Raw genomic sequence first — 24,748 nt, forward strand, 5'->3', positions numbered from 1 at the left:
GGGAGAGGTTACAGCGAGCCCGCGGCGAGACCGGCTCAATCAATTGGCATACCTATCTCATCACTCACGCGATCGCCGTCGCATGAGCGACAAGCTGCTGACGCCGATCGAAATCGGCCTGACTGCCGCGATCGTCGCGATCGAGAATCATGAGCCGCTGATCCTCACCGCGCGCGACAGTGACGGACTGGCCGGCCTGCCGTTCGGCCCGTTCGATGCGCCGAGCCATCGCACTTTCGAGATCGGCCTGCGGGCCTGGGTCGAGGAACAGACGGGCCTGCGGCTCGGCTATGTCGAACAGCTCTACACGTTCGGCGATCGCGGCCGGCATGCCGAGGCCGGCGATACCGGCGCGCACATGGTGTCGATCGGCTATCTCGCACTGACGCGCGCCATCGGCGGCGAACTGGCAGTCACGAGTGCGAGCTTCGCGCCGTGGTACCGCTTCCTGCCCTGGGAAGACTGGCGTGAGGGGCCGCCCGCGATCATCGCGCGCGACATCATCCCGGCATTGACCGAGTGGGCCGAAGAGGAGACGCCGGAGACGACGCGCGCATTGCCGCGCAAGGATCGCGTGCGGTTCTATTTCGGTCTGGACGGCGCGTCCTGGGATGAGGAGCGCGTGCTCGACCGCTACGAGCTCCTGTACGAGGCCGGGCTGGTCGAGGAAGCGCGGCGCGACGGCCGTCCTGCGGCATTAGCGCGCAAGGCGCTGTCGGCGCTCGGCACATCCATGCGCTTCGACCACCGCCGGATTCTTGCGACAGCGATCGCGCGACTGCGTGCAAAATTGAAGTATCGTCCTGTGGTCTTTGAACTTTTGCCCGCCGAGTTCACACTTACCGAATTGCAGTATACGGTGGAGGCGATCTCCGGCCGACACCTGCACAAACAAAATTTCCGCCGCCTGGTCGAAATGGAAGCCCTGGTCGAACCGACCGGGGTGATGTCGACACAGACGGGCGGACGTCCGGCGGCGCTCTACCGCTTCCGTCGCGACGTGCTCCAGGAGCGGCCCGCGCCGGGCTTGCGCGTACGCTCCCGGCGCTAACCCGAGATATGCGTGATCGGCCCCTGCACGCCGATTGCCTGGAGGCTTTATGTTCGACGGCCCGTTTGACTTCTTCGCGCTGATCATTGCGATCATCGCTTTCATCATCGCGATCAAGGCCTCCAGCCAGGCGGCTGAGCTGCGACGACGGCTGAGCTCGCTCGAAGAGACGTTCCACGCGCAACGGCCCGTGCAGCCGCCGCTGATTCCCGCAGATGTTTGGGCTGACGCGCCCGCGACAACTTCCGCAGCGCCGCCGCCGCTTGTGCCCGAAGCCGAGGCGTCGCCCCCGCTCGTCACCCAAGACGTTTCACCGCCCCCGCTCGCGGCGAGCACCGAGGCCGACGCGCCGCCGCCGCTGCCCGCACCCGCGCCCGGCTTCGAGGAACGGCTCGGCACGCGCTGGGTGGTGTGGATCGGCGGCCTTACGCTCGCGCTCGGCGGCTTCTTCATGGTGCGCTATTCGATCGAGGCCGGCCTCGTCGGCCCCGGCGTGCGCGTGTTCCTTGGCGGCGTGTTCGCGCTGGCGCTGCTTGGCGCCGGCGAATGGTCACGGCGCAAGGAGAGCATCTCCAACATCGCCGCGCTGCCGATCGCCAACATTCCCGCGATCCTCACCGCGGCCGGCACGGCGGTGGCGTTTGCGACCATCTACGCGGCTTACGCGCTCTATGGCTTCCTCGTTCCCGCGACCGCCTTCGTGCTGCTCGGCCTCGTCGCGCTCGGCACGCTGGCCGCGGCGCTCCTGCACGGGCCCGCGCTCGCGGGCCTCGGCGTGGTCGGCGCCTTCGTGACGCCGATCCTCGTCTCCAGCGACAAGCCGGATTATTGGGCGCTCTACATCTATCTCGCCATCGTCACCGCCGCGAGCTTCGGCCTTGCCCGCATCCGGCTGTGGCGCTGGCTTGCGGTCACCACGATCGCCTTCGCCGTGCTCTGGATCTTTCCGGGCCTCGATGCCGGCGACTTGCAGGTCGCGCCGCACGCCTTCCATGTGATCGCAGGCTTCGTTCTTGCCGCTCTTCTCGTCGTCTGCGGCTTCATGTTCGGCCCGACGATCGAGGACGGCGAGATCGAGCCGGTCTCGTCTGGCTCGCTCGGCGCCTATCTGTTCGGCGCCATGCTGATCGTGCTGTCGAGCGCACATGCGGACCTGGCGCTGATCCCCTTCACGCTGCTGGTCGGCGCGACGCTGCTTGTCGCCTGGCGCGCGCCGGCGGCCACCGGCGCGCTCGGCGCGGCCGCCGCCACCGTCTTCGTCGTGTTCGCCGAATGGGCGGTGCGCGCCAATCCCGACATGCTGGTGCTGCCGGGCGGCCCCATCGCCGGCATCGCACCGACGGCGATCGACAGCGCGGTGACGCTGCATCTGGTGATGGCGGCGATGTTCGCCGCCGGCTTCGGCATCGCGGGCTTCCTCGCGCAGGGCCGTTCGAACTCGGCGATCATTCCGGTAGTGTGGTCGGTCGCGGGTGTCGCGACGCCGATCGCGATCCTGGTCGCGCTCTATGCACGCATCGCGCATCTCGACCGCTCGATTCCGTTCGCCATTCTCGCGGTGCTGCTCGCCACCGCCTTTGGCGCTGCCACCGAAGCCCTTGCGCGCCGCGAGACCCGGCCGGGCGCCATGATCTCCACGGCCTTGTTCGCGACCGGTACGCTCGGTGCGCTGGCGCTGGCGCTGACCTTTGCGCTGGAGAAGGGCTGGCTCACGATCGCACTGGCGCTGATGTCGCTCGGCACCGCCTGGATCTCGATGCAGCGGCCGATCCCATTCCTGCGCTGGCTGGCCGCGATCTTCGCAGGCCTCGTCACCGCACGTATCGGCTATGATCCGCGCATCGTCGGCGACGCCGTCGGCACCACGCCGATCTTCAACTGGCTGTTGTGGGGCTACGGCCTGCCGGCGGCATCGTTCTGGGCGGCGAGCCTGTTCCTGCGCCGCCGCGCCGACGACGCCCCGCTGCGCATGGTCGAGAGCGCCGCGATCCTGTTCACCGCGCTGCTCGCCTTCATGGAGATCCGCCATTTTGCGACCGGCGGCAACATGACGGACGCACCGTCTCTGCTCGAATGCGCGCTGCAAGTCTGCGTCACGCTCGCCCTGGCGATCGGCCTGGAGCGCCTGCGGCTGCGCAGCCGCAGCGTCGTGCACAATGTCGGCGCGGTCGTGCTCACGGTGATCGGCGGGCTTGTCAGCGTGTTCGGCCTCTTGATCCTGGAGAACCCGCTGCTGTGGCGCACCGATGTCGGCGGCGCCGTGTTCAACCTGCTGCTGCTCGGCTACGCGCTGCCGGCCGTGCTGATGCTGCTGCTGTCCTATGCCGTGGCCGGCGAACGCAGCAAAGCCTACGCCAACACGATCGCGGGCGGCGCGCTCTTGTTCGCGCTGACCTATGTCACGCTGGAGATCCGCCGCTTCTATCACGGTCCGATCCTCTCCAGCGGGGCGACGACGGGCGCCGAGCAATACACCTATTCGATCGGTTGGCTCGGCTTCGGCGTGGTGCTGCTCGGCGTCGGCATTCTCGTCAATTCCGAGCGGGCGCGGCTGGCGTCGGCCGCCGTGATCGCGTTGACGATCCTGAAGGCCTTCGTCATCGACATGTCGACGCTGACGGGCGTCTACCGCGCGCTGTCCTTCATGTGCCTCGGCATCGTGCTGGTCGCGATCGGCTGGCTCTACCAGCGTATCCTGTTCCGGCGGCAGGTCGCACCGCCGCCGGCTCCGCAGACGAGCATTTGAGGCTCAGGCCGCGCGAACCGATTCCAGGAATTGCGCGACCTCGACCTTGAGACGTGTGCTGTCGGTCGCAAGCGATTTCGCCGCCGACAGCACCTCGGTCGAAGCCTCGCCGGTCTCGATCGCACCGCGCTGCACGTCGGTGATGTTCGACGAGACCTCCTGCGTGCCGACCGAGGCCTGCTGCACGTTACGCGAGATTTCCTGCGTGGCCGCGCCCTGCTCCTCGACGGCGGCGGCGATGGCCGCAGCCACCTCGGACAGCCGCTCGATGGTGCCACCGATTTCCTGGATGGCACTGACCGATTCCTGCGTCGCCGCCTGGATGCCCGCGACCTGCGCCCCGATCTCACCGGTCGCTTTCGCAGTCTGTTCGGCCAGGGCCTTGACCTCGGAGGCGACGACCGCGAAGCCGCGGCCCGCTTCGCCGGCACGCGCGGCTTCGATGGTCGCGTTCAGCGCCAGCAGATTGGTCTGGCCCGCGATGGTGTTGATGAGCTCGACGACGTCGCCGATGCGGGACGCCGCCTGCGACAGCGCATTGACGCGGTCGTTGGTCCGCGTCGCCTGCTCGACGGCCTCCGCGGCCATTCGCGCCGAGTCCTGCACGCGGCGGCTGATCTCGGTGATGGAGGACGACAGCTCCTCCGAAGCGGATGCCACCGCCTGGACGTTGGTCGAGGCTTCCTCGGAGGCGGCTGCGACGACGGTCGCGAGTTCCTGTCCGCGCTGCGCGGTGTTGGTCAGCGTCGAGGCGGAGGCCTCGAGCTCGGTCGAGGCCGAGGACACGGTCCCGACGACCTCGCCGATCATGGCTTCGAATTTGCGGGTGATGGCATCGACGCGGCGGCCGCGTTCGATCTTGGCTTCGGCGTCGCGCGCAGCCTCCTCGTCGGCGGCCTTCTTGGCGATCAGCGCCTCCTTGAAGATCTGCAGCGCATCTGCCATCGAGCCGATCTCGGTTTTCTCGCCGCGATGCGGCACCTCAGCCGAAAGGTCGCCCTCGCCGAGCGACTGCATCGGGCGGATGATTGAGGCAATGCCACGGGAAACGTCGCGCACGAGATAATAGGCGGCGCCGATCGCGATCACGACCGAGAGCACGATGATGCCGACCAGCACGCGGAAGATCATGGCGTAGCTGTCGGCGGCCTGCTTCGTCTCAAGCTCGGCGCCCCGATTGTTGAGCTCGATGCCCCTCTGGAGCAGGGGATCGGCGGCCTGGGCCATTTTCGCGACCTTGGTCTGCAGCAGCTCGTTGGCATCGGCCGGGAAACGTCCGACGCCCTTGCGCGACAACGCCATCACGTCCTGCACGCCATTCAGATACTCGGCCCACGCCGTGCTCCATTGCGCGTAGAGCGAGCGCTCCTCGGCGCTGGTGATCAGCGGCTCATAGACCTTGCGCGTCTGGTCGATACGCGCCCGCAGCGAGGCGAGGCGCTTCTCGGCGGCGTCCTTGCCCTCGACGGTATCCTGCATCAGATGCAGGCGCAGCGCGACGCGGAGCTCGTTGATGTCGGCGCGAAGCGAGCCGAGCGCGCGCACGCTGGGCAGCCAGCTCTCCGCGATCTCGACCGTATGGGAATTGATGTTCTGCATGGTGCCGATCGCCGTCACGCCGACACCGGCAAGCGAAAGAACGAGGACCGACAGCACGGCCAGAAGCTTGAAGACGATGGACAATTTCGACATCACGACAAATCCCGATGTTACCTGGCAACGCGCAAATCACCTGCGCCGCAAATCGCCATGACGATGGCGAGACGGAGGTCAATTCAACAATGCTGGCTGGTTCTTATCCCGTGAGATTGCGCCCATAGTTGCAAACAGGCGTTAACGCCAACCTACGTAAAACTACGGGACAACCCCGGCCGTCCTTATTTTCTCTGCAACCGTCTGTTGCAACTGCCCAGCCACCTCATGCTGCGACGCGAACGTGCCCGCTTGCGCTGCAACATGCGAGCGAGGCGGCGGCTGTCACGCCGCCCGCACCGACTCCAGGAAGCGCGCGACCTCGCTCTTCAGCCTGTTGCTCTCCTGCGAAAGCGATTGCGCTGCCGAATGCACCTGCGCCGAGGCAGCCCCGGTTTCGCCTGCGCCGCGCTGGACGTCGCCGATATTCGCGGAGACTTCGGATGTGCCTTGCGCAGCGTGCTGGATGTTGCGGGAGATCTCCTGCGTGGCGGCGCCCTGCTCCTCGACCGCGGCGGCAATGGCGGACGATATCTCCGACATCCGCGCGATGGTGTCGCCGATCTCCTTGATCGCACCGACTGAGTCTTGCGTCGCGGTCTGGATCGCACCGATGTGCTGGCTGATCTCGCCGGTGGCTTTCGCGGTCTGCTCGGCAAGCGCCTTCACTTCCGTCGCGACCACGGCAAAGCCCTTGCCGGCCTCGCCCGCCCGTGCCGCCTCGATCGTCGCGTTGAGCGCCAGCAGATTGGTCTGGCTCGCGATGGTGTTGATCAGCTCGACCACGTCGCCAATGCGGGAAGCGGCCTTGGTCAGCTCGGCGACGCGCCCATTGGTGCGCTCGGCCTGCTGGACTGCGACATCGGCGACGCGCGCCGATTCCTGCACCTGACGACTGATCTCCGAGATCGAGGAGGTCATTTCCTCGCTCGCCGAAGACACCGACTGCACGTTCGCGGAGGCCTCTTCGGACGCGGCCGCCACGACGGTGGCAAGCCCGTTGCCGCGCTCGGCGGCCTGCGTCAGCGTGTTCGAAGATGCCTCGAGCTCGGTTGCCGCCGACGACACAGTCTCGATGATCTCGCCGACCGCGCCTTCGAAATTATCGGCGAGCCGGTGCATGTCGACCTTGCGCTGCTGGCGCCCGCGCGCCTCAGCTTCGATCTGCTCGGTGCGCAGCCGCTCGGCCTCCGCCATGTTGGTCCTGAACACCTCGACGGCACCGGCCATCTCGCCGATCTCGTCCCTGCGCCCGATGCCGGGAACGGAAATCGAAAGCTCGCCGCGCGCAAGCCGCGTCATCGCACCGACCATGCCGGCAAGCGCCTTTGAGATCGAACGCCCCAGAAGGAAGCCGACCGCGGCGAGCACGACGACGGCAATGGCGAAGGCGACCATCATCCACATGCGAACGGCATCGCGGGTAGCAGCTTCCGCAACGTCGGCCTGCTTGTACAGGCCTTCGACTGTATTGCGCACCTCGACCATACCCGGCTCGAGTTCGCGGAAGGTCTTCATCATGCTGGCGTCAAGGGCTGCACTCTGCTGTGCAGTCTCGGCCCACGCTGCGAACTCGGACTGGTATTTCTGCAGCTTGGCCGTGATGTCGTTCATCACCGCTGCAGGGACTGCGACGACCTCTATCGCCTTGGAGAATTCGCCTGCGGCCTTCTTCATCTCGGCAATGTATTTTGGGTCGCGCCGCAGCATGAAGTCCTTCTCGTGCCGGCGCATCATCAGCATCCAGCTCGTGGTCCTGGGATCGTCGATCTCCTTAAGCTTGGCTTCGATGTCGTGCACCGCTGCGCGGAGTGAGCCGGACAGGCCCAGCGCCTCGTTCAGGCCGAGCCGGGTCTCCGCGGCCACCAATTTGCCGAAGTCCGACGCGTATCGCTTGAAGCCCTCCTGGGCCTGCTTCATCCGATCGGACAGCGCGCCCATGCCGCCGGCCGCCATCAGCCGCTCGACTTCGTCGAAATCGCGATTGATTGGGCCGATCAGCTCGGCATGCGCCTTGGCGTAGCTTTCGTTGCGGCGCTGCTGAAAGTTCTTCTCGTTGCGGCGGGCCTCCAGCATCTCGATCGAGAGCTGCTTGTCGAGGTCGGCGATCGCACGAGCGCGGTTGGCGACAGCGCGGGAGGCGTCCTGAGAGAGGCTGCCGATCTGGTAGATCGCGCCGAATGCGACGAGACCGACGAGACCGAAAAGCCCGATCGCCATGACCTTGTGAGTGAGACGGATGGAAAGGCCGCTCATGAGTGTGCTCCAATACGTCGATACGCAATACGGGAGGGCGACTCAGCGCCCGGAATATTGCGGGGATCATGACTGCATCGGTTTTCCGGAAGGTTAACCCTGCGCGGTCTTCGTCGCGGCGCCGCAATATGCGCGCGCGCAAACGCCGCGCTTCTACGCGCAGCGGTTGCAGTTCTCTCAAGAAATGCCGTCAGGCGGCGCGCACGGTGACGAGGAACTTGCCGACCTCGAGCTTGAGGCGGTTGCTGTCGCCGGACAGCGACTGCGCGGCCGCTAGCACCTGCGACGATGCTGAGCCGGTTTCGCCCGCGCCGCGCTGCACGTCGGTGATGTTGGCCGAGACCTGATGGGTGCCTTCGGCCGCTTGCTGCACGTTGCGGGAAATCTCCTGCGTCGCCGCGCCCTGCTCCTCCACGGCCGCCGCGATCGTGGACGATATCTCGGACAGCTTTTCAATGGTGTTGCTGATGGCGCTGATGGCAGTGACCGAGTCCTGCGTCGCCGCCTGGATGCCGGAAATCTGCTGGCCGATTTCGCCGGTCGCCTTCGCGGTCTGCTCGGCCAGCGCCTTGACCTCGGAAGCCACGACGGCAAAGCCGCGCCCGGCCTCGCCGGCGCGCGCTGCCTCGATGGTGGCGTTGAGCGCCAGCAGATTGGTCTGGCCGGCGATGGTGTTGATCAACTCGACCACATCGCCAATGCGAGCCGCCGCCTTGGACAATTCGCCGACACGGTCGGTCGTGGTGCGGGCCTGGGTTACCGCCTCGCTTGCCACACGCGCGGATTCCTGCACCTGCCGGCTAATCTCGGTGATCGAGGACGACAGCTCTTCGGTCGCGGAGGCCACCGACTGCACGTTGGTCGAGGCTTCCTCCGAGGCTGCTGCAACCACGGTCGTGAGCCGTTGCGTGCGCTCGGCGGTCGAGGTCAGCGTCGTGGCCGACGCTTCGAGCTCGGTCGAGGCCGACGACACCGTGCCGACGATCTCGCCGACGGCGCCTTCGAAACTGTCGGCAAGCATGCGCATATCGGCCTTGCGCTGCTCGGCCGCCACCTGGTCCTGCCGCATCTTGGCTTCCGCCTCCTCGCGCGCCTTCTGCTCCGACACGACCTTGAACTTCTCGACAGCACCGGCAACACCGCCGACCTCGTCCTTGCGGCCGAGGCCCGGCAGCACCACGGTGAAGTCGCCGCCGGCGAGCTTCTCCATCGCGGCAGTCAGGGCGCGCATCGGACGGGCAATGCTGAAGATCGAGAAGACGCAGGCGCCGATCAGGACGAGCGCGACCAGCACGCCTGCGATCAATGACGTCCGCGCAACGGACGCAGCCTCCGCTTCCGCCGCCGTCCGCGCCTCCGCACTCCTATGCTTGGCGAAGTTCGTGATTTCGTCGGCGAGCTCCGATATTTCCGCGTTAATCGGCGCCAGCGTCTCCTTGCGGATGCGGTCGATCTCAGCGGTCAGCTTTGCCAATTGCGTCGCCGCTTCGCCGTCCTTCTTCGCCTCGAGCGCGAGCTCCTGTTTGCGGATCGCCTCGATCTGCTGCTCGCCCTTCTGGAAATTGCCGATCAACACGGTCAGGCGGTCGATCCGCTTGCGGTTCTCAGGCGATTGCGAGAGCCTTGCCATTTCACCGGAGAACTTCAGGGCCGACGTCTGCCGGTCATTGAAAAAGCTAGCGGCCTTCTGCATCTCGGTCGGTGAGCTCGACGTCAGGATGTCGCGAATGCCGATTTGCATCCCTCGCACCGACGACTTCGCTTCCGCGGCGTTTAATGCAATCGCCTGCTGTCCCGATGCGCCATCGCCGAGCTTCTGGACTTCGGCGCCTCCGCTGATCTGGAGGAAGATCATCAGCGCGACGAGCGCGAGGGTCAGCGCCGAGGTGACGGCGAGCTTGGTGCCAATTCGCAGGTTCTGAATGAACATCATCGAAAATATCCCCGGGATACGCATTGTCGCGACGAAGCGCGTGAACAGCGTCGGAGACTAATCTGCGAGCTTTCCATTAACGTTAAGTACGAGGCGACGCCCCTTAGTAGAAATACTGGATATGTCGTGCAAATCGCCCGGTTATCGCAACCATGCCGCGCAATCGGAACACGCCTCGCGAATTTGCGGAGTCACGTGCGCCAACGTCGATCCCCTTGCGCGGGCGCTTCATCGCTTCGCAGACCAAACCGATCTCGGGTTCGGTTGCGACGACGCGCAAGGCCGCGGTCAGGCCGCGCGCACGGTGTCGAGGAACTTGCCGACCTCGAGCTTGAGGCGGTTGCTGTCGCCGGACAGCGACTGCGCCGCCGCGAGCACCTGCGAGGAGGCCGAGCCGGTCTCGCCCGCGCCGCGCTGCACGTCGGTGATGTTGGACGAGACCTGATGGGTGCCTTCGGCCGCCTGCTGCACGTTGCGCGAGATCTCCTGCGTCGCAGCGCCCTGCTCCTCCACGGCCGCAGCGATCGTGGACGATATCTCGGACAGCTTTTCAATGGTGTTGCTGATGGCGCTGATGGCGGTGACCGAGTCCTGCGTCGCCGCCTGGATGCCGGAAATCTGCTGGCCGATTTCGCCGGTCGCTTTCGCGGTCTGCTCGGCCAGCGCCTTGACCTCGGAAGCCACGACGGCAAAGCCGCGCCCGGCCTCGCCGGCGCGCGCTGCCTCGATGGTGGCGTTGAGCGCCAGCAGGTTGGTCTGGCCGGCGATGGTATTGATCAACTCGACCACGTCGCCAATGCGAGCCGCCGCCTTGGACAATTCGCCGACACGGTCGGTCGTGGTGCGGGCCTGGGTTACCGCCTCGCTTGCCACACGCGCGGATTCCTGCACCTGCCGGCTGATCTCGGTGATCGAGGACGACAGCTCTTCGGTCGCGGAGGCCACCGACTGCACGTTGGTCGAGGCCTCCTCCGAGGCCGCGGCAACCACTATCGTCAGTTCCTGTGCCCGCTCCGCGGTCGAGGTCAGCGTCGAGGCCGAAGCCTCGAGCTCTGTCGCGGCCGAGGAGACGGTATCGACGATCTCGCCGACGGCGGCTTCGAAGCCGTTTGCGAGCTTGTGCATCTCCGCCTTGCGTTGCGCGGCTGCGGCCTGGTCCTGCCTGATCTTGGCTTCCGCTTCCTCGCGCGCCTTCTGCTCCGACACGATCTTGAATTTCTCGACGGCCGCGGCGACGCCGCCAACCTCGTCCTTGCGGCCGAGCCCGGGTAGCACCACGGAGAAATCGCCGCCGGCAAGCTTGTCCATGGCCATGGTGAGCGCGCGGATAGGCCGCGCGATCGTCAGAAAGGACATCAGCCACGAACCGATGAGGACGAGCACTGCGCACACGCCGACCATCATGCCGAGACGCTCGCTCGCGGCCATCTCCTGGGTCGCGGCGGCGATTTCTTCCTCGCCTTTGTGCTTGGCGACATCGGCAATCTCGCTGGTCAAATTGTCCAGCTGCGTAGCGAGCGGCAGCGTCACCTCACGGACATGGCGCGCGCCTTCCTCGGACATCTTGGCGGCGCGGACGGGATCTGTGGCCGCCACCGCAATGGCCTCGCCGCGAACGGAGGCGTTCTGCTGCGCGCCCTTCAGGTAATCCGCGGACGTAGACTTGAGCTTCTCCATCCGCGCGCGATTTTCCGGCGAGTGCGTCAATCTGAGCATAGCATCGACGACGCCGTCCAAGGCTTTCGACCGCTCAAGCAGGATCTCGCTCGCCTTTTGCAAGTCACCCTGATTGTTGGCGAGACGCATGTCCCGTACCGCGAGCTGCATGCCGCGTATCCCAAGCTTCGCTTCGGTGGCCTCGCGCGCCAATTCCTGCTGCGCAAGCGCGGCTTGGTTGGAATGACGCACGTTGTTGTTGCCGATGACCTGACTCCCGATCATGGCGCCGACGAGAACAACGCCGAACACCGAAGCGAGCGCCAGCTTGGTACCGATTTGCAGATTCTGGATGAGTCTCGACATGAGGGCGTTTCCCGGACTGCGCGGCCGAGTCATTGTCGGCCGCCCTCGGCGTTGATCGCCCTTGCCTAAAAACTGAGCTTCAGGTGTGGTGATCCGGTTAACGACCGCCCCCGGATAAATACCGGACTCGCCGGAAAACCCCTTGAAAGACGGCACGTGCCGCGCGCTTAACGGGTTAACCACACGCGGCGGTAGGATGCCCGATTTCTAGCCAGTGCGATCACGGGGCTGCTGAGTCTCGCCGACGAGGCTGATCCGAAACACCGGCTCCTTGTTCTCGTCGAGCAGCTCCATGCGCCATTCGGCGTTCGGCTTCAGGCTGCGCGAGATGCCGCCGAGCAAATTGGCGCACACCTCGGTCATCTCGGTCCAGGCCGCAGCGCGATCCTCAAACTCATATGGCTGGTCGGCAGCACCGGAATAGCGGCCCGTGCTGATACGGAAGAAGTACAGCGACATCGTTGAACCCTTTTTACGGGCCGCGCCCCCCAGCCGTACGCAAACTGGGGCGCGGCCAACTACCAACGGATGAAAGCCGCCGCCCGTATGACTACGGCGCGGCGGCTTCGTGTTTGAAGGCAGTTCTCAACGACAAAGTGCGCGGACTGTCCTGCGCGGCCAACTCACTGGGTCGAGCGGCGCAGCTCCAGCGGTGCGTCGTCCCTGGCGGGCTCCGATTTGGCTTCCGGCTTCATCACCGGCTCGAGCCGGCTGCTCTCGACGCGCGGGGTCTCGACGCGCGCGGCGACTTCGGTGTTGGCTGCGCCGACCGAACCCGTGTGTTCCGAGGTGCGCTGCGTGCGCGGCCGCGCGACGGCCCGCGCCATCAGCATCTGGTTGCCGCCCTGGTGATGGAAGTCGCAATAGGCGAAGCCCATCCCCGACACCGAGCCGCGGAAACTGCGATCGTCGGTCTTTTCAAGGTTGAAACAGGGCTCGAACGGAATGCCCTTGATCGAGGCGCAGACGTTCTGGCCGCGGATCTGAAGCGTGTTGCCGGGCAGGCGGAGATGTTTCACTGGACCTGCGCCCGAGAACTGCACGGCGCCGGCGGCGCCGAGGTCGTCCATAATGCGGCCGGCGCCCCGGGTGCCGTCAAAACAGGTGAAAGCAAACACCTTCCCGGCGACGAAGCGGCGCGCCTCGTCGGCGTTCATGCTTCCAGCAATGGCCGGTGCAAACGTCGCTACCGCCGTGACCGCCCCCAACACAATACGCGCAAGCATGCTCTACTCCGAACCAACCCCGCAGCGGGCTATGCCTTATCTCTTTACCCGCTGCTTACCATACTAACCAAGGCGACATTGAAGCAGCATGGTTGGTAAAGTCTGAACGCCGTTAGACAATTTTTACCACCGTGCGACCGCGGACCTGGCCGGCCAGGATTTTCGCGCTCCACTCCGGAACTTCGGAAAGCGGAATTTCGTGAGTGATTTCAGCTAGTTTTGTCCGATCCAGATCGGTCGCCAGGCGTTGCCAGGCGGCTTTCCGAGGCTCGATCGGGCACATCACCGAATCGATGCCGAGAAGGCACACCCCGCGCAAAATAAAGGGTGCGACGGAAGACGGCAGGTCCATGCCGGCAGCCAACCCGCAGGCCGCGATCGCCCCGCCATACTTCGTCATCGACAGCAGATTTGCGAGCGTGGTCGAGCCGACGCTGTCGACGCCACCTGCCCAGCGCTCCCTGGCAATGGGCTTGGCGGCGCCCGACAATTCGTTGCGGTCGATCACCTCGGTCGCGCCGATCTCTTTCAGATAGTCCGCTTCGGACGCACGGCCGGTGGACGCGATGACGTGATAGCCGAGCTTCGAGAGCACGGCGGTCGCAACCGAGCCGACGCCGCCCGCCGCGCCCGTCACCACGACCGGACCGCCCTTCGGCGACACTCCGTGCTTCTCCAGCGCCAGGACGGACAGCATCGCGGTGAAGCCGGCGGTGCCGATCGCCATGGCGTCGCGCGCCGACAGGCCTTGCGGAAGAGCGACCAGCCAGTCGCCTTTCACCCGCGCCTTCTCGGCATAGGCGCCGAGATGGGTTTCGCCCATGCCCCAGCCGGTGCAGGCGACCTTGTCGCCCGCCTTCCATTGCGGATGCGAGGACTGCTCGACCGTGCCAGCGAAATCGATGCCGGCAATCATCGGGAAGCGGCGCACCACCGGGGCCTTGCCGGTAAGCGCGAGGCCGTCCTTATAGTTTAACGTCGACCATTCCACGCGGACGGTGACGTCGCCTTCCATCAGCTCGGCTTCGTCGAACTGCGTGAGCTGCGCGGTGGTGCCCTTGTCCGCCTTGTCGATCCGGATCGCCTTGAACGTGGCCACAGCAAAACTCCCTGACTTGTTTCAGGGGATGTTTAGCCGATCAGGCAGGCTGCGCAACCGCCCGCTGGACCGGTTTCTCCACGATCGGAAGATTGATCAGCGCGGAGAGAACGCCGAACAGGATCGAGAGCCACCAGATCGGCGTGTAGGAACCGAACCGCTCGAACACGATGCCGCCGAGCCAGACGCCGAGGAAGCCGCCGACCTGATGGCTGACGAAGGCGAAGCCATAGAGGGTGGCAAACCAGCGCGTGCCGAACATGATCGCGACCAGCGCCGAGGTCGGCGGCACGGTCGACAGCCAGGTCAGGCCGGAGACCGCGCCGAACGCAATCGCGGAGACCGGCGTGATCGGGAACGAGATGAAGGCAAGCGTCGCAAGCGCGCGGGTGAAATAGATGGTCGAGAGGATATAGCGCTTGGGCAGGCTGTTCTGGAGATAGCCGACGCTCAGCGATCCCATGATGTTGAACAGGCCGATCGACGCAATCACCCAGCCACCGATTTGCGTGGAGATGCCGTTATCGACCAGGAAGGCCGGCAGATGCACTGTGATGAAGGCGAGCTGGAAGCCGCAGGTGAAGAAGCCGAGAACAAGCAGCACGTAGGAGCGATGGCCGAAGGCTTCCGCGAGCGCTTTGGTGAAGGTCTGCTGGTCCGCGGGCGCCGCGTTCGCCGTGCTTGCGACCGGCGGCGTCGAGAGCGCCAGCGCCAGCGGGATGATCAGCAGCATCAGGAAACCGAACACGGTGAGCGCCTGCTGCCAGCCGAAATTGTCGATCAGGGCCACACCGATTGGTGCGAACAGGAACTGCCCGAACGATCCCGCCGCAGTGCCGGCGCCGAGTGCAAGGCCGCGCTTCTCTGCAGGCAAGAGCTTGGTGAAGGCCGACAGCACCAGATTGAACGAGCAGCCGGCGAGACCGAAGCCGACCATGACGCCAGCGCCGATGTTCAGCGACAACGGCGTCGAGGAATAGCGCATCAGGAGCAGGCCGCCGGCATAGAGCAGAGCGCCGACGCACATCACCCGGAACAGGCCGAAGCGATCCGCGACCGCGCCGGCGACGGGCTGGCCCAGTCCCCACAGCAAATTCTGAAAGGCGATCGCGAGGCCGAACACGTCGCGGCCCCAGGCATATTCATGGCTCATCGGCTGCACGAAGAAGCCCAGCGCCGAGCGTGGGCCGAACCCGAGCATCCCGATCGCGCAGCCGCAGAGAATGATGATCGCCGGCGTGCGCCAGGAGGAGGAACGGGAGACCGAACCGAGCTCGCCCATCTGTGTCGACATGCTGTTCCTCGTGCGTCGTCGCGGATTCGCAAATGGCAGCCGCGAGCCCGCTCGTTTAATGCATCTGCATGAAAACCCCAAGTCAAAAACGATTGCATTCCGCGAAGAGCTGGCGCGGGAGCATTGCATTTCCTCGCGGCCTCAGCCGACGCGCCGAGGGCCGGACTTGACGGAAATGTGTGGGGCGAGATCTAGCGGCCCGACGCGTAGCGTGTTATGTTTGATTTACCCAAGTTGAGCATATTTGATGCTCCACCGGCCCTTGGCCGGATTTCTCAGGCCACAGATATACTCAATTTGAGTATATCACACGCGCGGAGGCTTCGATGCCGCTAACGGGAATTTACGGCCCCGACGACTTTGGCAACCGGCCCCAAGGCCAGCTCATCACCCCGGTCCGGGCCGAGCAGGCGCGAACCGGACCTCCGCTGCCGATGCCTTCGCTGGAATGGACGCCGGAGGTCGAGCGAGCCACCGCACCGCTTTACGAACGCGTGAAACATGTGATCCCGCCGATCGAATGGCCGCTGATGGCCCCGACGATCAAGGCGATCAACGACCTGAAGCAGGTGCGGGGCGCGGTGATCCTCGCGCACAATTACCAGGCGCCGGAGATCTTCCACTGCGTCGCCGACATCGGCGGCGATTCGCTCCAGCTCGCCGTCGAAGCCACCAAGGTGAAGGCCGACATCATCGTCCAGTGCGGCGTGCACTTCATGGCGGAGACGTCAAAACTGCTCAATCCGGACAAGACGGTTCTGATCCCGGACTCGCGCGCCGGCTGCTCGCTTGCCGCCAGCATCACCGGCGCCGACGTCCGCTTGCTCCGCGACAGATTTCCCGGCGTGCCTGTCGTTGCCTATGTCAACACTTCCGCGGAGGTGAAGGCCGAGGTCGACATCTGCTGCACCTCGTCGAACGCGGTGCAAGTGGTCGAAAGCCTCGGCGCGCCAAGCGTGATCTTCCTGCCCGACCGCTATCTCGCCACTTACGTGGCCTCGAAGACCGACGTGAAGATCATCGCCTGGAAGGGCGCCTGCGAGGTGCACGAGCGCTTCACCGGCGCCGAGCTGCGCAGCTACCGCGAGGCCGATCCCTCCGTGCAGATCATCGCCCATCCCGAATGCCCACCGGACGTGCTGGCCGAGGCCGACTTCACAGGCTCAACCGCGCACATGATCAACTGGGTGCGCGAGCGGCGGCCGCGACGGCTGGTGATGATCACGGAATGCTCGATGGCCGACAATGTTCGCGCCGAGCTGCCCGATGTGGAGATGCTGCGCCCCTGCAACATCTGCCCGCACATGAAGCGCATCACGCTCGCCAACATTCTGGAGAGCCTGCTGACGCTTCGTGAAGAGGTGACGATCGATCCCGCACTTGCGGAACGCGCAAGGCGCTCGGTCGAGCGGATGATCAATTTGAAGAATTGAGAGCGGAACATGCAAGATAACATCCACAACCTCACCCGCAGCGCCGACGATGTCGTCATCGTCGGCGGCGGCCTTGCCGGACTCTTTTGCGCGCTGAAGCTTGCACCGCGGCCGGTGACGCTGATCTCGGCTGCGCCGCTCGGACAGGGCGCGTCGTCCGCATGGGCGCAAGGCGGCATCGCCGCGGCAATGGCTGAAGGCGATACGCCGGAAGCGCACGCCGCGGATACGGTTGCCGTTGGCGGTGGCATCGTCGACCAAGCTGTCGCATTGGGAATCGCGCGCGAGGCCGCGCCGCGGATTCACGATCTGCTCACCTATGGCGTGCCGTTCGACCGCGACCTCGAAGGCAGGCTCGCAGTCGGGCGCGAAGCCGCACACTCGGCACGGCGCATCGTGCATGTGCGCGGCGATGGCGCGGGCGCCGCCATCATCGCGGCGCTGGGCGACGCCGTGCGGCGCACGCCGTCGATCCGACTGATCGAAGGTTTCGTCGCCGAAGCGCTGCTGACCGAGGACGGCGCCGTCAGTGGTCTTCAATTGCGCGAAGCCGGGAATTTCGCCGCACGGCCGGTCCTGCTCGCCGCGCGGACGGTGGTGCTGGCCACGGGCGGCATCGGCCATCTCTACGCCCTCACCACCAATCCGCGCGAGGCGGGCGGATCCGGCCTTGCGATCGCAGCACGCGCGGGCGCGGTGATCGCGGATCCCGAGTTCGTGCAATTTCACCCGACCGCCATCATGGTCGGCCGCGATCCGGCGCCGCTCGCCACGGAAGCCTTGCGCGGCGAAGGCGCCACGCTGATCAACGGCCGTGGCGAGCGTTTCATGGCGGCGCGCCATCCGCTCGCCGAGCTCGCACCGCGCGACATCGTGGCCCGCGGCGTGTTCGCAGAGATCGCGGCCGGGCGCGGCGCCTTCCTCGACGCGCGGCAGGCGCTGGGTGCGCGGTTCGCCGACAGATTCCCGACCGTTCACGCAAGCTGCATCGCCGCCGGCATCGACCCCGCCACGCAGGCCATCCCGATCGCACCGGCGGCGCACTATCACATGGGCGGCATCGCGGTGGACGATCGCGGCCGCAGTTCGATCGACGGGCTCTGGGCCGGCGGCGAAGTGTCGTCCACCGGCGCGCATGGCGCGAACCGACTTGCGTCGAATTCGCTGCTGGAGGCCGTGGTCTACGCCGCGCGCATCGCCGACGACATCGCCGGCCGCGCGATTCCCCCGCCCGCCCGCCTTTCGGACGTGGTGACGCCGCGCAGCGGCACGCCGGATGCTGCGGCCGTGAAGCGGCTGCGGACGGTGATGAGCGCGCAGGTCGGTGTGATCCGCGATGGTGACGAGCTTGCGGAAGCGGTCCGCAGCTTCGCCGCGATCGAGCGCGAGGCCACGAGCATCGCGGTCCGCAACATGGCAACGGCAGCCCTGCTCGTGGCGGCCTCGGCCTGGAACCGGCGCGAGAGCCGCGGCGCGCATTTCCGCTCCGACCATCCCGCGGACGTTCCCGCCCTCGCGCAACGCACGATGACGACGTTCGCAGCAGTGCGCGAGATCGCAGACGGCCTGACCAAACGCCCGACACCGCGCACCGCGCAACCCATGATCGCCTGACGGAGTCTGCCATGATCGCCCCGATCTCTCTGCTCTATCCCGACGCCTTCCTCTCCCCCCTCGCGATCGAGGAGGCCGTGCTGCGCGCGCTCGATGAGGATCTCGGCCGCGCCGGGGACGTCACCTCGCTTGCGACGATCCCCGAGGCAACGAAGGCGCAAGCGATCCTGGTCGCACGGCAATCCGGCGTGATCGCCGGCTTGCCGCTGGCGCTCGCCACCTTGCAAAGGCTTTCGCCCGACATCGAGGTACGCCCACATGTTCGCGACGCCGCGCGTGTCGCCCGCGGGCAGCAGGTGCTGACGATTGCGGGGCCGGCACGCGCCATTCTCACGGCGGAGCGGACCGCGCTGAATTTCGTCGGCCGCCTGTCGGGCGTCGCGACGCTCACGGCGGACTATGTTGCGCGCACCGAAGGCACCAGGATGCGGATCTGCTGCACGCGAAAAACCACGCCAGGGCTGCGCGCGTTGGAGAAATACGCGGTACGCTGCGGCGGCGGCTTCAATCACCGCTTCGGACTCGACGACGCGATCCTGATCAAGGACAACCACATCGCGGTCGCCGGCGGCATCCGCCCCGTGCTGGAGCGCGCCCGCGCCCATGCGGGCCATCTCGTCAAGATCGAGATCGAGGTCGACACGCCGGCGCAGTTGCGCGAGGTGCTCGACACCGGCCTTGCCGACGCCGTGCTGCTCGACAACATGGACATTGCGACGCTGCGCGAAGCCGTTGGGCTCAACGAGGGACGCCTCGAACTGGAAGCATCTGGCGGTGTCACCCTGGACTCGATCGCAGCCATCGCGGCGACCGGCGTCGACTACGCCTCAGCCGGCGCGCTGACCCATTCGGCGCCGAATTTCGACTGCGCGCTGGATATCGAGGCGTGAGGTGGGCTTCTCCCTCGCCCCGCTTGCGGGGAGAGGGTTGGGGTGAGGGGGAGCCTCCACAGGAAAGGTGAGAGTTGGACTCGTGGAGAGTCCTCCTCACCCAGATTGCATCTTCGATGCAATCTGACCTCTCCCCGCAAGCGGGGCGAGGTGAAGGACGCCTACCGCCGCTCGCTTACACCCATCTCGGCGGAACTCTTGGCTTCCTGGGTGAGCTCGGCGGAGAGCGCGGCGGTCTGCGCTGGCGTCCCCCAGCTCGGCTCCTCGCTGCCGTCGCCCCAGGCGCGTGGGCGATAGAAGGTGTGGACGCCGGTCTTGTACATCTTCTTCATCTCGGCGACCCAGGACGGGCGAACCCAGTAGGCGTGGTAGTGCGTGGACTTGCCGACCTCGGGTAGCCAGATCTGGCCGTCGAGCATGGCCTTCGAAATCTTTTTCGCACGCTCCCACATCTCGGGCTCGCGGATCACGTCGGCATTGTTGTCGCAGGCGAAGGTGAACTGGCAGGCGAGATGGCGGTGCTTGTTCTGATAGACGGCGCCGCACACCGTGTCCGGATATTTGCCGGAGAACACCCGGTTCATTACCACCTGCGCCACTGCCATCTGGCCGCGCACGGCCTCGCCGCGGGACTCGAAATAGACGGCCTCCGCGAGGCATTTTTCGGACTTCACGCGCGACTTGTCGTCGAGTGCGAGCCGCTCCGCCGGCGATCTGGCGCGCTGGTTGTCGACGTTGACCTCACCCTTCGGCGCGACGCTCTCGCCGCTCTCGATATCCTTCGCAATATCCTCCGACGGCGGCGACAGCGAGGCCGTCACCTTCATGTCGGGGTCGGGCATCACGATCAGCGGCTCCGCACCGGGTTGCCAGCTCTCGATGCTTTCGACGTTGCCGCCGAGCGAGGAACTGCCGAAGAACAGGTTCGAGGTCTTGACGCGGAACGAATCGCGCGGCGGCGCAGCCGGAATGGTGGCCTGCTTCAGCGCTTCAAGCGGCTGGAGCGCGAGCGAGCGCGCAGCGTCGCTGGCTTGTGGCGCATGGGTGTATTGCGGCAGCGGCGGCGCGCGTAGCGCCTCCGCGAGCTCAGGATCGAGCGCGGCGGCGGACTCCGGCGACATCGCCGGTGGCAGCGCGACGGTCTTGGCGCCGAACACCGAGCTGTTCGACGTTGCGGGATCTTCCTGCGTCGGCGCTGCCGTCGGCGCGCCCGCTTCGGGAGCCTGCGTCGGTGTGACCGTTGCGAGCCGATCACCCTTCATGGAGCGATCGACCTTGGGAAAATCGGCGGCCTGGTAGCGCGGCGGCGCCTGAAGCGCCGGATTGCGGCTGATCGCGCCGGTGACGTCGCGTCCGTCGAGGCTCGCGAGGCGGACCATCGCGCTCTGCGGAGCCGAAGTGCCGATCGGCCGGGAGAAACTGTAGGTGGCGAGCTGTATGGAGGACGCAGCAGAGAACACCTGCTTCTGCCAACGCTCCGCGACGCCGGGTTGGCGCGCCAGCAGCGAGGCAATGTCCTGATAGCCGGTCTCTCTCGGCATCAATGCGAAGATGCAGAGACCGATGCCGAAGGACGCGAACCGCGCGCCCTTCGGATGGGTACGCAACAAAAACATCGATACGCTCACGCTACGCTTACGCTAGAAAGATCGAGCCGCAGTACATCCGTGCAATTCGATCTTTATCGTGAGTATCTAATTTAGGTTGCCGGGGCGTTAATCGGCGTTGCGCATCCGGCACACGCAAGCGATCGCAGGTGTTTTCACGGGGTGATGATGCGCATTGGTAAATGCGCCCTCACGCGACGGGGTAAACAATTGGTCAACGCGAATGGTGAAGGAACTCTTGCGCGCAAGTGCCATTACGGGACGCGCGGTTCCGTTGCTTACGCGGAGTGAGAGTCAACACCACCGGTGTCATGCCCCGCGCAGGCGGGGCATCCAGTACGCCGCGGCATCTCGATTCATCACCAAAGCCTCGGCGTACTGGATCGCCCGCCTTCGCGGGCGATGACAGCCAGATTGTGGTGAACGATCGCGACAACATCGTAACGCAAAAAAAAGAGGCGGGGTTTGGCCCCGCCTCTCCGCATTCAGCATTTCAAATCGGCTTACGCCTGGCTCGCGACCGCCTTGCCGAGCGCGGCCTGGGCCGCAGCCAGGCGCGCGATCGGCACACGATAGGGCGAGCACGACACGTAATCGAGCCCGATCGCGTGGCAGAAGGCGACGGAGGCGGGATCGCCGCCGTGCTCGCCGCAGATGCCGACCTTAAGCGAGGGGCGCGTCTTGCGGCCGCGTGCGACGCCGATCTTGACGAGCTCGCCGACGCCTTCCTGGTCGAGCGCGACGAAGGGATCGATCGGCAGGATGCCCTTGGACACGTAGGTGCCGAGGAAGCTCGCGGCATCGTCACGGCTGATTCCGTACGTCGTCTGCGTGAGGTCGTTGGTACCGAACGAGAAGAACTCGGCGCTCTCCGCGATCTCGGCCGCGAGCAGGCAGGCGCGCGGCAGCTCGATCATGGTGCCGACCTGATAGGTCAGCTTGGTGTTGGTGTCGCGCATCACCGCCTTCGCGGTGGAATCGATGCGCGCCTTGACGAGGTCGAGCTCCATCTTGGTGGCGATCAGCGGCACCATCACTTCGAGGCCGACGGCCTTGCCGGTGCGCTTCTCGGCCTCGACCGCCGCCTCGAAGATCGCACGCGCCTGCATCTCGGCGATCTCCGGATAGGCGATCGCGATACGGCAGCCGCGGAAGCCGAGCATCGGATTGAACTCCGACAGCTCGCGCGCGCGGTCGGCCAGGCGCCGCGGGTCGGTGTTCATGGCGCGCGCCACTTCCTCGACCTCGGCATGGGTGTGCGGCAGGAACTCGTGCAGCGGCGGATCAAGCAAACGGATCGTGACGGGCAGGCCCTTCATGATCTCGAACAGCTCGACGAAGTCGGCGCGCTGCATCGGCAGCAGTTTTGCCAGCGCGGCGCGGCGCGACTGCTCGTCCTCGGAGAGGATCATCTCGCGCACCGTGCGGATGCGCGTCTCCTCGAAGAACATGTGCTCGGTACGGCAGAGGCCGATGCCTTCCGCGCCGAACTTGATCGCGGTGTGCGCGTCCTCCGGCGTGTCCGCGTTAACGCGCACGCCGATCTTGCGGACCTGGTCGGCCCACTTCATCAGCGTGCCGAACTCGCCGGACAGCTCGGGCTCGATCATCGGCATGCGGCCGGCGAGCACCTGGCCGAGCGAGCCATCGATGGTGATGACGTCGCCGGTCTTGAAGGTGCGCGAGCCGATGCTCATGGTGCCGCGGCCGTAATCGACGCGGATGGTGCCGCAGCCGGAGACACAAGGCTTGCCCATGCCGCGCGCGACCACCGCAGCATGCGAGGTCATGCCGCCACGGGTGGTCAAGATGCCTTCGGCGGCATGCATGCCGTGGATGTCTTCGGGGCTGGTCTCGATCCGGACCAGAATCACCTTGCGACCGTCGGCCTGAAGCTTGGCCGCTTCGTCCGAGGAGAACACGATCTCGCCGGAGGCCGCACCCGGCGAAGCCGGCAGGCCGGTCGCGATCACGTCGCGCTTGGCGTTGGGATCGATGGTCGGATGCAACAGCTGGTCGAGCGAAGCGGGATCGATCCGCGTCACCGCTTCCTTCTTGGTGATCAGGCCTTCATTGGCGAGCTCGACCGCGATGCGCAGCGCCGCTTTCGCGGTACGCTTGCCGCCGCGGGTCTGGAGCATCCAGAGCTTGCCCTGCTCGACCGTGAATTCCATGTCCTGCATGTCGCGGTAGTGCTTCTCGAGCAGCGTGTAGATCCGCGTCAGCTCCTTGAAGGCTTCCGGCATCGCCGATTCCATCGACGCCTTGTCGGAGCCCGAGTCCTTCCGCGCTTCCTCGGTGATGTCCTGCGGCGTGCGGATGCCCGCCACCACGTCCTCGCCTTGCGCGTTGATCAGGAACTCGCCGTAGAGCTTGCTCTCGCCGGTCGAGGGGTTGCGCGTGAAGGCAACGCCGGTCGCCGAGGTCTCGCCCATGTTGCCGAACACCATGGCCTGCACGTTGACCGCGGTGCCCCAGGATTCCGGAATGTCGTGCAGCCTGCGGTAGGTCACCGCGCGGGCATTCATCCAGGATGAAAACACCGCTCCAATCGCGCCCCAGAGCTGGTCGTGCGGGTCCTGCGGAAAATCCTTACCGGTTTCGCGCGCGACCGCGTCCTTGTACTTGCCGACCAGATCGACCCAGTCGTCGGCAGTGAGATCGGTGTCGAGCGTGTAGCCCTGGCTGTCCTTGAAGCTGTCGAGGATTTCCTCGAAATGATGATGTTCGAATCCGAGCACCACGTCCGAATACATGGTGATGAAGCGGCGATAGCTGTCATAGGCGAAGCGACGATCGCCCGACAGTTCCGACAGCGCTTCCACGGTCTCGTCGTTGAGGCCGAGATTGAGCACGGTGTCCATCATGCCCGGCATCGAGGCGCGGCCGCCGGAACGCACTGAGACGAGCAGCGGGTTCCTGGAATCGCCGAAGATCTTGCCGGTCAACTTGCCGACATGGTCGAGCGCCTTCTCAACCTGCGACTTCAATTCCTTCGGGTAGGACTTGTCGTGCGCGTAGAAATAGGTGCAGACCGAGGTCGGGATGGTGAAGCCCGGAGGCACCGGCAGGCCGAGATTGGCCATCTCGGCGAGGTTGGCGCCCTTGCCGCCGAGCAGATCGCGCATCTCCGCTTTGCCCTCGGCCTTGCCGTCCCCGAACGTGAACACCCACTTGCCGGCCTTGGCCGCAACAGACGCAGCCTTGGTGGAGGCAGCCTTGGCTGGCGCAGCCTTGCTCGGTACCGGCTTCGCGACAACCTTGGCGGCGACCTTCGGCGCAACCGGCTTCGTCGGTGCCTTTGCAACAGCCTTGGCAACAGCCTTGGCAACCGGCTTCACAACGCCCTTGGCCACCGGCTTCGGGGCGCGCTTGGCAAGTGCCTTGCGGGCCGCCGGCGCGGCTTTCGCCTTGGCGGAGGACTTTGATTTCGCTGGCATTTTCGCTGGAGTTTTCGAGGCGGCTTTGGCCATAGCTTGCACACAACCTGCGAGAGGAATGGGTAATTGCGCGCCTTACACCACTTTGGGCAGGTCCGCGCAAGTCGAAGAGTTCCGTAGAATGAAGGCCTAGAGATGGAGCCACTTCAACAATCCGAGCCCGATCGCACCATTTATGATGAGAAAAATCGCGACGATCAGGTTCAGGAGGCGCGGCATGATCAGGATGAGCACACCCGCAAGCAGAGACAGGATCGGCGAGATATGGGCGACGGTGATGTGCATGAATTTTCTTTCCGTGGGGTGGGGGCGAATCGCGGCCGGATCATAGCGGACTGGGTTCCGCGGGTAGAGACGCACTGAGGACGCGCGAGTTCCCGGCTTCGCGAAAACTGCCCGAAAATGCCGCGAATGCGGCAGGCGTTTTCCGGAACATCGCGAAGAC

General features: G+C 65.6%; 16 protein-coding genes. 5 read left to right on the forward strand and 11 right to left on the reverse strand.

Annotated elements, in window-relative coordinates; all coding sequences use genetic code 11:
- The first annotated feature begins 82 nt into the window (after positions 1-82).
- Complete coding sequence (locus tag C7G41_RS25395) at positions 83-1,051, forward strand: NAD regulator (RefSeq protein ID WP_106945085.1); 969 nt, start codon at positions 83-85, stop codon at positions 1,049-1,051.
- Between the two features lie 49 nt (positions 1,052-1,100).
- Positions 1,101-3,797 (forward strand): DUF2339 domain-containing protein, encoded by a 2,697-nt coding sequence (locus tag C7G41_RS25400; RefSeq protein ID WP_106945086.1) that lies wholly within the window; start codon positions 1,101-1,103, stop codon positions 3,795-3,797.
- A 3-nt stretch (positions 3,798-3,800) separates the two neighbouring features.
- Here the strand turns inward: C7G41_RS25400 and C7G41_RS25405 are convergent, their stop codons facing one another.
- The 8 genes from C7G41_RS25405 to C7G41_RS25440 all read right to left on the reverse strand — a co-directional run bounded on the left by C7G41_RS25405 (position 3,801) and on the right by C7G41_RS25440 (position 15,319).
- Positions 3,801-5,489, reverse strand: a complete 1,689-nt coding sequence (locus C7G41_RS25405) for a methyl-accepting chemotaxis protein (protein ID WP_199198599.1) — start codon at positions 5,487-5,489, stop codon at positions 3,801-3,803.
- A 285-nt stretch (positions 5,490-5,774) separates the two neighbouring features.
- The gene (locus C7G41_RS25410; RefSeq protein WP_106945088.1) at positions 5,775-7,745 is read right to left on the reverse strand and encodes a methyl-accepting chemotaxis protein; all 1,971 of its coding nucleotides are present in this window, start codon (positions 7,743-7,745) and stop codon (positions 5,775-5,777) included.
- A 190-nt stretch (positions 7,746-7,935) separates the two neighbouring features.
- Positions 7,936-9,678: a methyl-accepting chemotaxis protein gene (locus tag C7G41_RS25415; RefSeq protein ID WP_199198600.1), complete on the reverse strand. Its 1,743-nt coding sequence runs from the start codon at positions 9,676-9,678 to the stop codon at positions 7,936-7,938.
- A gap of 288 nt (positions 9,679-9,966) precedes the next feature.
- Positions 9,967-11,700 (reverse strand): methyl-accepting chemotaxis protein, encoded by a 1,734-nt coding sequence (locus C7G41_RS25420; RefSeq protein ID WP_199198601.1) that lies wholly within the window; start codon positions 11,698-11,700, stop codon positions 9,967-9,969.
- Positions 11,701-11,907: 207 nt separating this feature from the next.
- Positions 11,908-12,159, reverse strand: a complete 252-nt coding sequence (locus C7G41_RS25425; RefSeq protein ID WP_106945091.1) for a hypothetical protein — start codon at positions 12,157-12,159, stop codon at positions 11,908-11,910.
- Between the two features lie 164 nt (positions 12,160-12,323).
- A complete protein-coding gene (locus C7G41_RS25430) occupies positions 12,324-12,926 on the reverse strand; it encodes a hypothetical protein (RefSeq protein ID WP_106945092.1) in 603 nt (200 codons plus the stop codon).
- A gap of 112 nt (positions 12,927-13,038) precedes the next feature.
- Positions 13,039-14,025, reverse strand: coding sequence for an MDR family oxidoreductase (locus tag C7G41_RS25435; RefSeq protein ID WP_106945093.1), 987 nt, complete (start codon positions 14,023-14,025; stop codon positions 13,039-13,041).
- A gap of 40 nt (positions 14,026-14,065) precedes the next feature.
- Positions 14,066-15,319: an MFS transporter gene (locus C7G41_RS25440; protein WP_106945094.1), complete on the reverse strand. Its 1,254-nt coding sequence runs from the start codon at positions 15,317-15,319 to the stop codon at positions 14,066-14,068.
- Between the two features lie 326 nt (positions 15,320-15,645).
- Here C7G41_RS25440 and nadA point away from each other — a divergent pair, with 326 nt between their 5' ends.
- From nadA to nadC, 3 genes are read left to right on the forward strand one after another with little or no spacing between them, the layout of a single operon-like run.
- Positions 15,646-16,752 (forward strand): quinolinate synthase NadA, encoded by a 1,107-nt coding sequence (nadA, locus tag C7G41_RS25445; RefSeq protein WP_106945095.1) that lies wholly within the window; start codon positions 15,646-15,648, stop codon positions 16,750-16,752.
- 9 nt (positions 16,753-16,761) lie between these two features.
- Entirely contained in the window at positions 16,762-18,366 is a 1,605-nt protein-coding gene (locus tag C7G41_RS25450; RefSeq protein ID WP_106945096.1) for an L-aspartate oxidase, read from the forward strand.
- An 11-nt stretch (positions 18,367-18,377) separates the two neighbouring features.
- Positions 18,378-19,256 carry a carboxylating nicotinate-nucleotide diphosphorylase gene (nadC, locus tag C7G41_RS25455; protein ID WP_106945097.1) on the forward strand — a complete coding sequence of 293 codons (879 nt, stop codon included), beginning with the start codon at positions 18,378-18,380 and terminating at the stop codon, positions 19,254-19,256.
- A gap of 161 nt (positions 19,257-19,417) precedes the next feature.
- Here the strand turns inward: nadC and C7G41_RS25460 are convergent, their stop codons facing one another.
- From C7G41_RS25460 to C7G41_RS25470, 3 genes are all read right to left on the reverse strand, one after another.
- On the reverse strand, positions 19,418-20,872 hold the full coding sequence (locus C7G41_RS25460) for a cell wall hydrolase (RefSeq protein ID WP_199198602.1): 1,455 nt from the start codon (positions 20,870-20,872) through the stop codon (positions 19,418-19,420).
- A gap of 494 nt (positions 20,873-21,366) precedes the next feature.
- Complete coding sequence (gene ppdK, locus C7G41_RS25465; RefSeq protein WP_199198603.1) at positions 21,367-24,336, reverse strand: pyruvate, phosphate dikinase; 2,970 nt, start codon at positions 24,334-24,336, stop codon at positions 21,367-21,369.
- Positions 24,337-24,432: 96 nt separating this feature from the next.
- Complete coding sequence (locus C7G41_RS25470; protein ID WP_007594951.1) at positions 24,433-24,588, reverse strand: DUF3096 domain-containing protein; 156 nt, start codon at positions 24,586-24,588, stop codon at positions 24,433-24,435.
- Positions 24,589-24,748 lie beyond the last annotated feature (160 nt).

It is taken from the genome of Bradyrhizobium sp. MOS002 (genome assembly GCF_003020115.1).
GTDB lineage: Bacteria > Pseudomonadota > Alphaproteobacteria > Rhizobiales > Xanthobacteraceae > Bradyrhizobium.